This is a genomic window from Serratia sp. HMSC15F11 (assembly GCF_001808215.1).
Lineage (GTDB): Bacteria > Pseudomonadota > Gammaproteobacteria > Enterobacterales > Enterobacteriaceae > Serratia > Serratia nevei.
Genome location: NZ_KV792513.1, coordinates 1 through 14,520, shown reverse-complemented (window position 1 = coordinate 14,520; position 14,520 = coordinate 1). Strand labels below are relative to the sequence as shown.

Annotated in this window: 11 protein-coding genes and 1 pseudogene; 7 read left to right on the top strand and 5 right to left on the bottom strand. The window is 51.0% G+C overall.

Annotation, left to right across the window (positions count from 1 at the left end; translation table 11 throughout):
- The 4 genes and pseudogenes from HMPREF3138_RS27335 to silR form a co-directional block, all read right to left on the bottom strand.
- Positions 1-281: pseudogene (locus tag HMPREF3138_RS27335) on the bottom strand (transposase); the annotation flags it as partial.
- 537 nt (positions 282-818) lie between these two features.
- Positions 819-1,250 carry a silver-binding protein SilE gene (gene silE / locus HMPREF3138_RS24870; protein WP_000790483.1) on the bottom strand — a complete coding sequence of 144 codons (432 nt, stop codon included), beginning with the start codon at positions 1,248-1,250 and terminating at the stop codon, positions 819-821.
- Positions 1,251-1,500: 250 nt separating this feature from the next.
- Positions 1,501-2,976: a copper/silver sensor histidine kinase SilS gene (gene silS / locus HMPREF3138_RS24865; RefSeq protein ID WP_032433718.1), complete on the bottom strand. Its 1,476-nt coding sequence runs from the start codon at positions 2,974-2,976 to the stop codon at positions 1,501-1,503.
- Positions 2,969-3,649: a copper/silver response regulator transcription factor SilR gene (silR, locus tag HMPREF3138_RS24860; RefSeq protein ID WP_038633715.1), complete on the bottom strand. Its 681-nt coding sequence runs from the start codon at positions 3,647-3,649 to the stop codon at positions 2,969-2,971. The genes silS and silR overlap by 8 nt, the downstream gene beginning before the upstream one ends.
- A 189-nt stretch (positions 3,650-3,838) precedes the next feature.
- On the opposite strand from silR, the gene silC reads away from it, so the two are divergent.
- From silC to HMPREF3138_RS24825, 7 genes are all read left to right on the top strand, one after another.
- On the top strand, positions 3,839-5,224 hold the full coding sequence (silC, locus tag HMPREF3138_RS24855; protein ID WP_038633711.1) for a Cu(+)/Ag(+) efflux RND transporter outer membrane channel SilC: 1,386 nt from the start codon (positions 3,839-3,841) through the stop codon (positions 5,222-5,224).
- 28 nt (positions 5,225-5,252) lie between these two features.
- Positions 5,253-5,606, top strand: a complete 354-nt coding sequence (cusF, locus tag HMPREF3138_RS24850; protein ID WP_001246155.1) for a cation efflux system protein CusF — start codon at positions 5,253-5,255, stop codon at positions 5,604-5,606.
- Between the two features lie 113 nt (positions 5,607-5,719).
- Positions 5,720-7,012 carry a Cu(+)/Ag(+) efflux RND transporter periplasmic adaptor subunit SilB gene (gene silB, locus HMPREF3138_RS24845; RefSeq protein ID WP_049016439.1) on the top strand — a complete coding sequence of 431 codons (1,293 nt, stop codon included), beginning with the start codon at positions 5,720-5,722 and terminating at the stop codon, positions 7,010-7,012.
- A gap of 10 nt (positions 7,013-7,022) precedes the next feature.
- Positions 7,023-10,169, top strand: coding sequence for a Cu(+)/Ag(+) efflux RND transporter permease subunit SilA (gene silA, locus HMPREF3138_RS24840; RefSeq protein WP_004098958.1), 3,147 nt, complete (start codon positions 7,023-7,025; stop codon positions 10,167-10,169).
- 86 nt (positions 10,170-10,255) lie between these two features.
- A complete protein-coding gene (locus HMPREF3138_RS24835) occupies positions 10,256-10,696 on the top strand; it encodes a DUF411 domain-containing protein (protein WP_000758228.1) in 441 nt (146 codons plus the stop codon).
- 126 nt (positions 10,697-10,822) lie between these two features.
- On the top strand, positions 10,823-13,270 hold the full coding sequence (silP, locus tag HMPREF3138_RS24830) for an Ag(+)-translocating P-type ATPase SilP (RefSeq protein WP_070559443.1): 2,448 nt from the start codon (positions 10,823-10,825) through the stop codon (positions 13,268-13,270).
- Positions 13,271-13,310: 40 nt separating this feature from the next.
- The gene (locus HMPREF3138_RS24825; RefSeq protein ID WP_000843497.1) at positions 13,311-13,508 is read left to right on the top strand and encodes a DUF2933 domain-containing protein; all 198 of its coding nucleotides are present in this window, start codon (positions 13,311-13,313) and stop codon (positions 13,506-13,508) included.
- Positions 13,509-13,541: 33 nt separating this feature from the next.
- On the opposite strand, the gene HMPREF3138_RS24820 is transcribed toward HMPREF3138_RS24825, so the two are convergent.
- On the bottom strand, positions 13,542-14,279 hold the full coding sequence (locus tag HMPREF3138_RS24820; RefSeq protein ID WP_070559441.1) for a peptidoglycan DD-metalloendopeptidase family protein: 738 nt from the start codon (positions 14,277-14,279) through the stop codon (positions 13,542-13,544).
- Between the last annotated feature and the right edge of the window lie 241 nt (positions 14,280-14,520).

Here is a 14,520-nt window from a genome sequence, read left to right as displayed (position 1 = left end):
CCGCTTCTGGTCTGTCGTCAGTACTTTCGCCCAAGAGCCACCTGAAGCGCCTCTTTATCCAGCATGGCTTCGGCAAGCAGCTTCTTGAGTCTGGCGTTCTCTTCCTCAAGCGACTTCAGGCGCTTAACTTCAGGCACCTCCATACCGCCATACTTCTTACGCCAGGTGTAAAACGTGGCATCGGAAATGGCATGCTTGCGGCAGAGTTCACGGGCGGGTACCCCAGCTTCGGCTTCGCGGAGAATACTGATGATCTGTTCGTCGGAAAAACGCTTCTTCATGGGGATGTCCTCATGTGGCTTATGAAGACATTACTAACATCGGGGTGTACTAATCAACGGGGAGCAGGTCAATCACAGAAGGAAAGCAGACAGAGCTGCGCGGCAAAGCAACAAAGGGAGGATATACTGTATGGAAAATGAAATCTGGGCATCCTACCCCAATTTATGTGGCGGATTTAGACAAAGCTGTTAGGGAATGTCTAAAATAGCGAAGCCATAGCATAGAATTTTTAATGGCATTATGATCAGGACATAAAGGACTTCATGCAGGGAAAAAATATCCCAAAAGAAACTGGTCATGTCAGCACACCAAAGGATCCTCGCCGGATCCTTTGGTTTTTCTCAGCCACAATCGCTTAACGTGAGTTTTCGTTCCACTGAGCGTCAGACCCCTATAATAATTCCTTTCAGACAGGTACCGGTTAAGTGTAGCTGAGTCAGACAAAAAAGCCCCCTGACGGGGGGCAAAAATGTAGCAACGTTGTTTCAGGAAAATCTATCAGGGAAAAGGTAACAGCACGGATACTACCGTCGCATTCAGCCTGCATTGATCATGCGGCGGTGCGCTTCGGCCATGGCCTGATGTGGGCCGGATTGCCCGTTATTCATGAATTCATGGGCAACCGCTGCTCTTTCATGCTCATTCATCGCCGCGTAAGACGTTGACGGGACGGTCGTGGATACCGTGTTATTTCCCATCATCTTCTGATGACTTTCCACCATTTTCTGGTGCGCATCCGCCGAGCCGTTCGTCATGGTTTCATGAGCAATAATGGCCTGTTCATGCTGGTCCATACCGGTCATACGAGGAGCAGTCCCCTGGATCCCGACAGGAGCCGCAGCAGACTGCATCTGGTGAGCAGGAGCCTGTGCATTGTTGACGCGATCATGGATATTCACGGTTTCAGTGGCCCAGGCCGATGAAATTAAACCAAAGCCCAGCAAAGATGCTAATACGATATTTTTCATGATAACTCTCCATTTCTGAATTAGTGATGTCCGGGGAAGTACAACCGGTGTTTTCAGTTCCATAACTGAAACAAGTTCGGCAGCGTTTATTTCTCCGGAAGAGGGCTGGATATTCATTTCCTGGCGTACTCTGACGCCGGGTATTGATGAAGCAATCCAGCCTTCCTGATAAGTTGCACTAATTATATCGAATGGCTTCTGTTTGCTGCATGACAGGCTAATGACATCTTTGTCATTTACATCTTTATTTTCAGCATTGGGTTTCCGGGATCATTTTCTCCAGTCTGGGCACGGATAAGATAAAACGCGTGGAGCGTACGTCTGATTCCACCTGCACTCTTCCGTGATGTGCTTCCACGATTGACTTCACAATCGCAAGGCCGATGCCGCTGCCTTCTCCTTTTCGTTGTCTGGATGGATCCACCCGATAAAAACGGTCAAACAGCCTTGATAAATGTTCTTCAGGGATCGGTTTCCCTGGATTTTCAATCACAAGGTCAAAAAAGCTCTCCTGCTTTCTTATTGAGACGGTTATGGCCTGTCCCTCCGGGGTATAACGCAGGGCATTGGATAACAGATTATTGATCGCTCTTCTGAACATTTGTGGATCTCCCTCAACCAGGCAGGGCATCCCGTTAAATTTGAGCGTGATATTGCGTTCTTCGGCCCAGGCTTCGAAAAACTCGAAGACTTTCATGACTTCTGCTCTGAGGTCAAAACGGACCCTGTCAGGTATAAGCTGGTTATTGTCCGCCTGTGCCAGAAACAGCATGTCGCTGACCATTTTGGTCATCCGGTTATACTCTTCAAGACTGGAGTAGAGGACATCCTCAAGTTCCTTCTGGGTTCGATCCTGACTCAGTGCGATTTCAGTCTGCGTCACCAGATTGGTGATGGGCGTTCTGATCTCATGCGCGATATCGGCAGAGAAATTGGCCTGGCGGGTAAAGACGTCCTCAATCTTTCCAATCATATGATTGAACGAGATAACCAGTTGCTCCAGCTCAATGGGAACGCGTGTCGGTTCCAGCCGCGCATCAAGATTCTCGGAGGTGATGTTTTTAATGGCATTGCTGACATTACGAAGGGGCAGGTGCCCCTGACGGACAGCGATGCGAATGATCAGAACAATCAGCAGGCTTATCACGACGGCGATCGCAATCAGATTTTTTTTCAGCGCATCGAGGTAATGGAGATGGAAATTAATGGAGAGGCCAGTCAGCATGACATAATTCTGCTGTTTGCCCTGAAATATCGCCTGGCCAGAGGAGGCGATAATCCGGTATGTTTCCATCTTCATTTCAGACCCGGTATCCATCGGTCTCGCAGGATCCTCCACCGTCCAGAGAAAGACATCCCGTGCGCGGCTGTGCTCGCTAAAATCTGCGGAATTCACGGCCGGGTGTAGTGCCGCCCCCTGCGCTGAACTAAAGAGCACTTCCCCCCTGGGATTGAGGAGCAAAAGGGCAACGTTGCGGTAGCTGGCAATCGACTCCTTTATTTTGCTTACTTTTTTTTCATCCGGATCCACCGGGGACTGCAGTATACGGTTCAGGGTAGTGCTGATTTGTTGAAGATCGCTGACATCCTGCTCGGCAAAATGATTTTCAACAGAATGCAGCATAAACCAGGTGAAGGCGATAAAAGCCAGTATCGTGGACAGGCTGATAAAAAAGGTCAGCCGCAGGGCGAGTGAGAAAGGGCGCCTGGAAGGTTTGCTATGCATCCGGGGCCTCCAGCATATAGCCCACGCCCCGGACAGTCTGGATCAGCTTTGTCCCGTAATCGTTGTCTATTTTAGCGCGGAGTCGCTTTACGGCGACATCAATCGCGTTAGTGTCGCTGTCAAAATTCATGTCCCAGACCTGAGAGGCAATCAGGGAACGGGGAAGAACCTCGCCCTGATGGCGAATGAAAAATTCCAGCAGGCTGAACTCTTTACTGGTGAGCACAATGCGGTTTCCGGCGCGACTGACTTTTCTGGATACGAGATCCATCGAGAGATCAGCCACCCTAAACTGGCTTTCCGTGATCATCGCGTTTCCCCGCCTCAGAAGGGTTCTCACCCGGGCCAGCAGTTCGGCAAACGCAAAGGGTTTAACCAGATAATCGTCCGCACCCAGTTCCAGTCCTTTGACCCTGTGTTCGATCGTGCCGAGGGCCGTCAGTAGTAAGACCGGCATACCCTTTCCGGCAGTGCGCAGCATGCGGATGATATCCCAGCCGTTCACATCAGGCAGCATGATGTCCAGAATGACTAAATCATACTCGGCTGTCATGGCGAGATGATATCCGGTAAGACCATTATCAGCGTGATCCACTACGAACCCTGCCTCTGTAAGCCCTTTGCTGAGATATTCACCTGTTTTAATTTCGTCTTCGACGATCAATATTTTCATCTTGCTCCCCGTCTGGCTGCTAATGTCATTCTATTGCGCACACGATCGTAATCAACGAATTACCGTAAAAATGACAACATTGTCATTATTCTGTCACCCGACAAACAGAGTGCATTCTGTAAAGTAACCCTGGTAATACTCTGAACTTCATTTGAACCATTTACCAGGTCTGCCTGGACGAGAAGCAATATGTTCAAATTAAAACTACTCAGCATCAGCACAATCTTCATTCTGGCTGGTTGTGTCTCTCTGGCGCCTGAATATCAGCGTCCGGCAGCACCGGTACCCCAGCAGTTTTCACTGTCCCGTAACAGCCTGACGCCAGCGGTGAATGGCTATCAGGATACGGGCTGGCGTAACTTTTTTGTCGATCCCCAGGTCACCCGGCTGATTACTGAAGCCCTGACTAATAACCGTGATTTGAGAATGGCTGCACTGAAGGTTGAAGAGGCCCGGGCCCAGTTCAACGTCACGGATGCAGATCGTTATCCCCAGCTGAATGCCTCATCCGGGATCACATACAGCGGTGGTCTGAAAGGTGACAAGCCGACCACACAGGAGTACGACGCAGGTCTGGAGTTCAGTTATGAGCTCGATTTTTTCGGCAAACTTAAGAACATGAGTGATGCTGATCGCCAGAACTACTTTGCCAGCGAAGAAGCCCGTCGGGCCGTACACATCCTGCTGGTATCCAACGTTTCACAAAGCTATTTCAGCCAGCAACTGGCGTACGAACAACTTCGTATTGCGCGGGAAACGCTGAAAAATTATCAACAGTCCTATGCTTTCGTTGAGCAGCAGCTCGTGACCGGGAGTACGAACGTTCTGGCACTTGAACAGGCGCGAGGACAAATCGAAAGTACCCGCGCCGAAATAGCCAAACGAGAAGGCGATCTGGCTCAGGCAAACAATGCCCTGCAACTGGTGCTGGGAACGTACCGCGCACTTCCGTCAGAAAAAGGGATGAAAGGCGGGGAGATAGCCCCAGTAAAATTGCCACCAAATCTGTCTTCACAAATTTTGCTGCAGCGACCGGATATTATGGAAGCGGAATATCAGCTGAAAGCGGCTGATGCCAATATTGGCGCAGCGCGAGCGGCCTTTTTCCCCTCAATTACCCTGACCAGTGGTCTTTCCGCAAGCAGTACGGAGCTGTCCAGCCTGTTTACGTCAGGAAGTGGAATGTGGAATTTTATCCCTAAAATTGAAATTCCTATATTTAATGCTGGCAGGAATAAAGCCAATCTGAAGCTGGCTGAAATTCGCCAGCAACAGTCGGTGGTTAATTACGAACAAAAAATTCAGTCAGCCTTTAAGGATGTTTCCGACACGCTTGCGCTGCGCGACAGCCTTAGCCAGCAACTTGAGTCACAGCAGCGTTATCTTGATTCACTTCAGATAACTCTCCAGCGTGCCAGAGGATTATATTCCAGTGGTGCTGTCAGTTACATTGAAGTGCTGGATGCAGAGCGTTCTCTCTTCGCTACGCAGCAAACCATTCTCGATCTTACCTATTCCCGGCAGGTTAACGAAATTAATCTGTTTACCGCACTGGGTGGCGGTTGGGTAGAGTAAATTTATTTCATTAATCAGGAAATTTAAAATGCGTAATTCACTTAAAGCCGTTTTATTTGGTGCCTTCTCTGTCATGTTTTCTGCCGGTCTTCATGCTGAAACACATCAGCATGGCGATATGAATACTGCCAGTGATGCTTCGGTACAGCAAGTTATCAAGGGCACCGGTGTCGTTAAAGACATTGATATGAATACTAAGAAAATCACCATTTCGCATGAAGCAATTCCAGCGGTGGGCTGGCCTGCAATGACCATGCGCTTTACTTTTGTTAATGCAGACGATGCTATTAATGCCCTGAAAACAGGCAACCATGTCGATTTCTCGTTTATTCAGCAGGGCAATATCTCCTTACTCAAAAGCATTAACGTGACGCAGTCCTGATTGGCTGTCCGGAGCGATTACATCCTGTGCGCCTGTACATTCACATAGGTATATGTGTGAGTTAACCGTCAGGCGCATATGCCAGGTGTTTTGATTTTTTAGCGGAAAATTGTATGGCTTCTTTAAAGATAAAATATGCTGCAATAATTATCAGCAGCCTCATAGCAGGGGGGCTGATATCGGTTACTGCCTGGCAGTATGTAAACTCAGCACAAAAGACAGAAAAAACAGAACAAAAGGCACCGGAACGAAAGGTGCTTTTCTGGTATGACCCAATGAAACCGGATACCAAATTTGATAAACCCGGAAAATCGCCCTTTATGGATATGGACCTGGTGCCAAAATATGCTGATGACAGTGGCGATAAAAGCAGTGGCGGGATCCGTATCGACCCAACCCAGGTTCAGAATCTGGGATTAAAAACGCAAAAAGTCACGCGAGGAATGCTGAATTATTCTCAGACAATCCCGGCTAATGTCAGCTATAACGAGTATCAGTTTGTTATTGTGCAGGCGCGTTCTGACGGGTTTGTCGAAAAAGTCTACCCCATGACGATTGGCGATCATGTGAAGAAGGGGACGCCACTTATCGATATTACCATTCCGGACTGGGTGGAAGCACAGAGTGAATTCCTTCTGTTATCCAGCACCGGTGGTACGTCAACCCAGATAAAAGGGGTTCTGGAGCGACTTCGTCTGGCTGGTATGCCGGAAGAGGATATTCAAAGGCTGCGTTCAACCCGCACAATCCAGACCCGTTTTACCATTAAAGCACCTATTGATGGTGTCATTACTGCGTTTGACCTGCGCACCGGCATGAATATTTCGAAAGATAAAGTAGTGGCTCAGATTCAGGGGATGGACCCGGTCTGGATCAGCGCTGCAGTGCCAGAATCTATCGCATATCTGCTGAAAGATACGTCGCAGTTTGAAATTTCGGTACCGGCTTATCCGGATAAAACATTCCATGTCGAAAAATGGAACATTCTTCCCAGCGTGGATCAGACAACCCGTACGCTTCAGGTCCGTCTCCAGGTTTCTAATAAGGATGAGTTTCTCAAGCCGGGCATGAATGCCTATCTGAAACTGAATACCAAGAGCCAGGAGATGCTGCTGATACCAAGCCAGGCCGTTATCGATACCGGCAAAGAACAGCGCGTGATTACTGTTGATGATGAAGGCAAGTTTGTGCCGAAACAGATCCACGTTCTGCATGAATCACAGCAACAGTCCGGCATCGGTTCCGGCCTGAATGAAGGCGATACCGTGGTGGTCAGTGGCCTGTTCCTCATTGACTCCGAAGCCAATATTACGGGCGCGCTGGAACGTATGCGCCACCCTGAAAAAACAGAAAGCAGTATGCCAGCAATGTCTGACCAGCCTGTAAATATGCATTCAGGGCACTGAGGAGACGACGATGATTGAATGGATTATCCGGCGCTCTGTCGCCAACCGTTTCCTGGTCATGATGGGGGCCCTGTTTCTCAGCATCTGGGGTACATGGACGATTATTAACACGCCGGTCGATGCCTTGCCTGACCTGTCAGATGTGCAGGTCATTATCAAAACCAGCTATCCCGGCCAGGCCCCGCAGATTGTAGAAAACCAGGTCACCTATCCACTTACCACCACCATGCTGTCCGTACCTGGCGCAAAAACCGTGCGTGGTTTTTCACAGTTCGGGGATTCGTATGTGTATGTCATTTTTGAAGACGGCACCGATCTGTACTGGGCCCGTTCCCGCGTGCTGGAATATCTGAATCAGGTTCAGGGAAAACTGCCTGCCGGTGTGAGTTCTGAAATCGGTCCTGATGCCACGGGTGTGGGCTGGATTTTTGAATATGCCCTTGTCGATCGCAACGGAAAACACGACCTTTCAGAACTGCGCTCTCTGCAGGACTGGTTCCTGAAATTTGAGCTGAAAACCATCCCGAACGTGGCTGAGGTCGCTTCGGTTGGCGGCGTGGTGAAACAGTACCAGATTCAGGTCAATCCGGTAAAACTGTCCCAGTACGGTATCAGCCTGCCCGAAGTGAAACAGGCACTTGAATCGTCTAACCAGGAGGCCGGTGGCTCATCCGTTGAAATGGCCGAAGCGGAGTATATGGTCCGTGCCAGCGGTTATCTTCAGAGCATTGATGATTTTAATAACATCGTCCTGAAAACAGGTGAGAACGGCGTGCCGGTTTATCTGCGGGATGTTGCCCGCGTGCAGACCGGGCCCGAAATGAGGCGTGGTATTGCCGAGCTGAACGGCCAGGGAGAAGTCGCTGGCGGCGTGGTGATCCTGCGGTCGGGTAAAAATGCGCGCGACGTTATCACGGCAGTGAGGGATAAACTGGAGACGCTGAAGGCCAGCCTGCCGGAAGGCGTTGAAATCGTGACCACCTACGATCGCAGCCAGTTAATCGACCGGGCGATTGATAACCTCAGTTACAAGCTTCTTGAAGAGTTTATCGTTGTTGCTGTCGTTTGCGCACTGTTCCTCTGGCATGTCCGTTCTGCCCTGGTGGCGATTATTTCTCTGCCACTTGGCCTGTGTATCGCCTTTATCGTCATGCACTTCCAGGGACTGAACGCCAATATCATGTCGCTGGGAGGGATAGCGATTGCCGTCGGTGCGATGGTGGATGCCGCCATTGTGATGATTGAAAATGCGCACAAACGGCTTGAGGAGTGGGATCATCAGCATCCGGGTGAGCAGATTGACAACGCCACCCGCTGGAAGGTGATTACCGACGCCTCCGTGGAAGTGGGACCCGCGTTGTTCATTAGCCTGCTGATCATCACCCTGTCCTTTATTCCTATCTTTACCCTGGAAGGGCAGGAAGGTCGTCTGTTTGGCCCGCTGGCATTCACGAAAACGTACTCCATGGCGGGAGCGGCCGCACTGGCCATCATCGTCATTCCTATTCTGATGGGATTCTGGATCCGGGGGAAAATTCCTGCCGAGACAAGTAACCCCCTGAACCGGGTGCTGATCAAAGCGTATCATCCTTTGCTGCTGCGGGTCCTCCACTGGCCAAAAACAACCCTGCTGGTTGCGGCCTTGTCCATTTTCACGGTTATCTGGCCACTGAGTCAGGTGGGCGGTGAGTTTCTGCCGAAGATTAACGAGGGCGATCTGCTGTATATGCCGTCGACCCTGCCGGGTGTCTCTCCGGCAGAAGCTGCAGCGCTCCTGCAGACAACAGACAAGTTAATCAAAAGCGTTCCTGAAGTGGCTTCTGTATTTGGCAAGACCGGTAAAGCAGAGACCGCAACGGATTCCGCGCCGCTCGAAATGGTGGAAACCACGATCCAGCTCAAACCTGAGGATCAGTGGCGTCCCGGCATGACAATTGACAAGATTATTGATGAACTCGACAGGACCGTCCGTTTACCGGGTCTGGCAAACCTCTGGGTGCCGCCTATCCGTAACCGTATTGATATGCTCTCAACCGGGATCAAAAGCCCGATAGGTATCAAAGTGTCCGGGACTGTTCTGTCCGATATCGACGCGACGGCGCAGAGTATCGAGGCGGTCGCCAAAACCGTGCCTGGCGTGGTGTCTGTCCTGGCTGAGCGACTTGAGGGCGGGCGCTACATCGATATCGATATCAACCGGGAGAAAGCTTCCCGGTACGGGATGACTGTGGGCGACGTCCAGCTGTTCGTCTCTTCAGCAATCGGTGGGGCTATGGTGGGTGAGACGGTTGAAGGCGTGGCCCGGTACCCTATTAACATTCGCTATCCGCAGGATTACCGTAACAGTCCGCAGGCGTTGAGAGAGATGCCAATCCTGACCCCAATGAAGCAGCAAATTACGCTGGGCGATGTTGCCGATATTAAGGTCGTTTCCGGACCAACCATGCTGAAAACCGAAAATGCCCGGCCAGCCAGCTGGATTTATGTTGATGCCCGCGGCAGGGACATGGTGTCGGTGGTGAACGATATTAAGACGGCCATCAGTGAGAAAGTGAAACTGAGACCGGGGACCAGTGTGGCATTCTCAGGACAGTTTGAATTACTCGAGCACGCCAATAAGAAATTAAAACTGATGGTACCGATGACGGTGATGATCATCTTCATCCTGTTATATCTGGCATTCCGCCGGGCTGATGAGGCCTTACTTATTCTGATGAGCCTGCCGTTTGCCCTGGTTGGCGGGATATGGTTCCTGTACTGGCAGGGCTTCCATATGTCAGTGGCGACCGGAACCGGGTTTATCGCCCTGGCCGGGGTGGCAGCAGAGTTTGGCGTGGTCATGCTGATGTATCTGCGTCATGCCATTGAAGCGCACCCGGAATTGTCCCGTAAAGAGACGTTCACACCGGAAGGCCTTGATGAAGCCCTCTATCATGGTGCCGTACTGCGTGTCCGGCCGAAAGCCATGACCGTGGCGGTGATCATTGCGGGTCTGCTGCCAATACTCTGGGGAACCGGTGCAGGTTCAGAAGTCATGAGCCGTATCGCGGCACCCATGATTGGTGGGATGATCACGGCTCCGCTGCTGTCCCTGTTCATTATTCCTGCCGCCTACAAATTAATCTGGCTGCGCAGACATAAAAAAAGCGTGTCCTGAACCTGAAAGGGCACCCCCTGTGGGTGTCCTTCTTTACTGATTCACCCTGACGTCAGGGTTTATATCGATAATATACAGAGGTGAGTATGAAAAAAGTGGTTCTGATGGCGCTGGCTCTCGGCCTTTCACTGCCCGCGATGGCGAGTGAAAAAGTGATTGATATGTACAAATCTGAAAACTGTGGCTGTTGTTCCCTGTGGGGCAAAGCGATGGAAAAAGACGGGTTTGAAGTACGAACTCACGTCATGAATGATCAGGCGCTGTCAGCCCTGAAAGAAAAGCATGCTATTCCTGCAGGACTACGAAGTTGTCATACCGCGGTTGCCGGTAATTTGATCATTGAAGGCCATGTGCCTGCGACAACGATACATAAGGCAATGCAGTCTGGTTCGGGTATATACGGTCTCGCCACCCCCGGTATGCCAGCAGGAAGTCCTGGAATGGAGATGGGAGCCCGAAAAGAGGCTTACGATGTTATCGCATTCTCACCGGATGGAAGTAAAAAAGTCTTCCAGCGAATCGAATAGTCAGCGGAACGGCTGATAACGGGACGCCGGTAGCAGGCACTCCTGTGCCGGCGATATTCGTGGTAATCGCATCCATGACATACCCTGAAGACAGAAGATGCTTCGGTATGCATAAGGAGAGTTACTGTGAAAAATGACAATGCAGTGCAACACAACAACCAGACTGCTTCTGAGCAGACATTATCCCCGGACGAGGGCCACGTATTGCATAAGGTGAGAGATCCCGTGTGCGGGATGGCCATCCTGCCCGACAGGGCGCACAGCAGCATTCGATACCAGGACCACCAACTTTATTTCTGCTCCGCCAGCTGTGAGAGTAAATTTAAAGCCCATCCCGATCGTTATCTTACCGAAGATGCCAGTGAACATTCCCATCACCATCACCACGATCATCACGAAGTCAGCCCTGATCAGATAAAACAGCCTCACAACCAGGCGGAAAAAGAGAATTCTGAAGGTGTGTGGACATGTCCGATGCACCCGGAGATACGCCGCAGTGGTCCCGGAAGCTGTCCTGTCTGTGGAATGGCACTGGAGCCGCTCGTAGCTACGGCATCCACGGGGCCGAGTGATGAACTTCACGACATGACAAGACGCTTCTGGCTGGGGTTGTTGCTGGCGTTTCCGGTTCTGGTACTCGAAATGGGATCTCATCTGTTTCCCGACTTGAGGAATACAGTACCGCCACAGTACAACACATGGCTGCAGTTGCTTCTGGCCTCCCCTGTCGTGTTGTGGTGTGGCTGGCCATTCTTCGCCCGGGCCGGAATGTCGTTACGTAACCGCTCCCTGAATATGTTTACCCTTGTTGCAATGGGGACCGGCGTAGCCTGGGTTTACAGCGTCATTGCAACCGTCTTCCCCTCCTGGTTTCCTGCATCGTTCAGAAACATGGATGGCCTGGTGGCCGTTTATTTTGAAGCCGCAGCAGTTATTACGGTGCTTGTTCTGCTGGGACAGGTTCTTGAGCTGCGGGCACGGGAACAAACCTCAGGCGCCATTACTGCGCTTCTGAACCTTGCCCCCAAAACCGCCAGACGGCTGGATCATGACGGTCATGAAACGGATATTAATGCGGAAGATGTCCTGCCTGGCGATAAGCTCCGCATCAGACCTGGAGAGAGTATTCCGGTCGACGGTATCGTGATCGAAGGCAAAACAACCGTTGATGAATCGATGGTGACCGGGGAGTCTATGCCGGTTACCAAAACGAAGGGTGACCCTGTCATTGGGGGGACGATTAATCAGACAGGTAGTCTTATCATCCGTGCAGAGAAAGTCGGTGATGAAACGATGCTCTCACGAATTGTTCAGATGGTCGCTGATGCACAGCGTTCGCGTGCCCCCATCCAGAGAATGGCAGACAGCGTTTCAGGCTGGTTTGTTCCTCTGGTGATACTTATCGCGGTTGTTGCTTTCTTGATCTGGTCTGTCTGGGGGCCCGAGCCCAGGATGGCGCACGGTCTCATTGCGGCTGTGTCGGTCCTGATTATTGCCTGTCCCTGCGCGCTGGGACTGGCCACGCCGATGTCGATAATGGTGGGGGTGGGCAAAGGCGCCCAGGCCGGGGTGTTAATCAGGAATGCCGAAGCCCTTGAGCGTCTTGAAAAAGTGGACACGCTGGTTGTCGACAAAACAGGCACGCTCACGGAAGGTTCGCCTACGGTGACAGGGATTATCAGTCTCAGTCCGGGTGGGGAAATATCTCTTTTACGTGTAACAGCTGCAGTGGAAAAAGGTTCGCAGCATCCGTTGGGTATGGCTGTTGTCAGAGCCGCGCATGAAAAGGGGATCGTGATACCTGCCGTCAGTAATTTCAATGCCCCGTCGGGGAAAGGTGTCTCAGGCGATGTCGAAGGTCAACGGGTTGTTATTGGTAATGAACTGGCTATGCAGGAAAACAGTATCGTTATTGATAATCAAAAGGCCGTTGCGGATACGTTGCGGATGGAAGGCGCTACCGTTATCTATGTGGCCACAGACGGGGACCTTGCAGGCCTGATAGCTATCTCGGATCCCGTGAAAACAACCACGCCGGATGCGCTTAAAGCTTTGCGTCAGGCGGGGATCCGCATCGTTATGCTCACCGGGGATAACCAGCTTACTGCTGAAGCAGTCGCACGGAAACTGGGAATAGATGAGGTTGAAGCCGGAATTCTGCCGGATGGCAAAAAAGCAGTGATAACCCGACTGAAAGAGTCTGGCCATGTGGTTGCGATGGCCGGAGACGGTGTGAATGATGCCCCGGCGCTGGCAGCGGCTGACGTGGGTATAGCCATGGGAACGGGTACAGATGTGGCAATTGAAAGTGCCGGAGTCACCCTTCTCAAAGGCGACTTGATGATACTGAACAGGGCCCGTCATCTGTCAGAGATCACCATGAAAAATATCCGTCAGAATCTGTTTTTTGCATTTATCTACAACGCACTTGGCGTGCCTGTGGCTGCAGGTCTGCTTTATCCTGTGTATGGAATACTGCTGTCGCCAGTTATTGCGGCGGCGGCCATGGCTCTTTCCTCCGTCAGCGTCATTGTGAATGCGTTGCGTCTGAAAAGTGTCAGGCTCGGGAAATAACACTGAGTGAAGGGGCTGTTACGAACAGAAGGAGTCCAGTATGAAAAGTACCACCTATGCGCTTATTGCTGTCGCCGCGATCGCGGCATTTGCCCTCCTGCGCGAACACTGGTCACATGTGGCAGGTTACTGGCCATATCTGTTATTGCTGGTCTGCCCGCTAATGCATCTTTTCCACGGCCACGGAGGGCATGGAGATCATCAACATCAAGGAAGTGAAAACGATAAAAAAAATTAATCCGGCAGACGGGGCCGCGTCGCGGCCCCGTTATCAGTCCAGGTATCGTTCGTAGTCTCTGGCATGCGCAAAGGCATGCTGTTCAAGTTTGTTATCAGCGGGTGCCGCTGCCCGGAACGCCAGTGAGTTAACAGGATTGTTATTGATGACCAGCTCGTAATGCAGATGAGGACCGGATGAACGTCCGCTGTTACCGGATAACGCAATAGCGTCTCCCCGGGTAACCCTGGCCCCTTTAGTAACGAGTATTTTATTGAGGTGGAGATAGCGAGTTTTAACACCGGCTTTTCCCGTTACTTCAACAAAATATCCCATGGTACTGTTGTATTCGGCCCGGGGGATTTTTCCGTCGATGACGCTGACTATTTTCGTGTTCATGGGCATGGAATAATCAATGCCATTATGGGGACTCACTTTTCCCGATACCGGGTTAAGTCTTGCAGGATTGAAAGGCGAACTGAGTCTTGCTGTGGCCGGTAACGGATAATCGAGACTGCCTTTCCCGGAAGTATCGGAAAGGTTATAGAACTTTTTATCTGATATACGATACGCCGTGTAATTAAATGAACCGGACGTAAATTTATAGGCCACGACACGTGATTTTCCCGCTTTCTTTTGCAGTACGAGTTTTAATGATTCATTTTTTTTCAAATGCCGCAGATTAAACCGGGAAGGCAAGGAGCGCTGAAGAGTAGCGATCTCGTTCGATTCCAGCCCCGAGCGGGTGGCTGAAAGGTAGGCATTTTCTTTTACGACATCGGTAGAATACATTTACTGGAATTCGCCGTTAGCATGAACACTGCGGCGTATGCTAGGGGTTTTCAGGAGGCGTGTCATCTGTCAGTTAATCGGGAGCACCGTTGATGGTCGTCATTTTTGTAACATATCTTGTTTCCCGTTTGCTCCTGAAGCTCTGGGAACTGTATGACCAGCCCGACGGTGATGATTAACGGGACTGAAACAGGTTACGGCAGAGCAATATGGGGTCCGCTTGGAAAACGGAATCTATGGT